This window comes from Pseudomonas sp. ICMP 10191 (assembly GCF_001467335.1).
GTDB classification, from domain to species: domain Bacteria; phylum Pseudomonadota; class Gammaproteobacteria; order Pseudomonadales; family Pseudomonadaceae; genus Aquipseudomonas; species Aquipseudomonas cerasi.
In genome coordinates, this window is record NZ_LKGW01000094.1 from 1 (window position 1) to 217 (window position 217).

At 53.0% G+C, this 217-nt stretch carries 1 protein-coding gene; it reads left to right on the forward strand.

Annotated elements, in window-relative coordinates; genetic code table 11:
• Window positions 1–217, forward strand: a 217-nt coding sequence (locus AO388_RS08415; protein ID WP_177343129.1) for a hemagglutinin repeat-containing protein, incomplete at both ends; no start/stop codon positions are given.

A 217-nucleotide genomic window follows, 5' to 3' on the forward strand; every position in this document is an offset into this window, starting at 1 on the left:
GCAATATCAGCAGTGAAATCACTACAGGCGGTAACCTAACGCTGGCAAGTGGCGGCGACCAGCGGTATCAGGTTGCCAAACTGAACAGTGGCAATGACCTGTTGATCAACAGTGGCGGCGCAATCGATTTCGAGGGCGTGAAAGACCTCCACGACGAAAGCCACACCAAGAACAAAAGCAGTGCAGCGTGGTTCTCGACAAAAGGCAAAGGGACAAC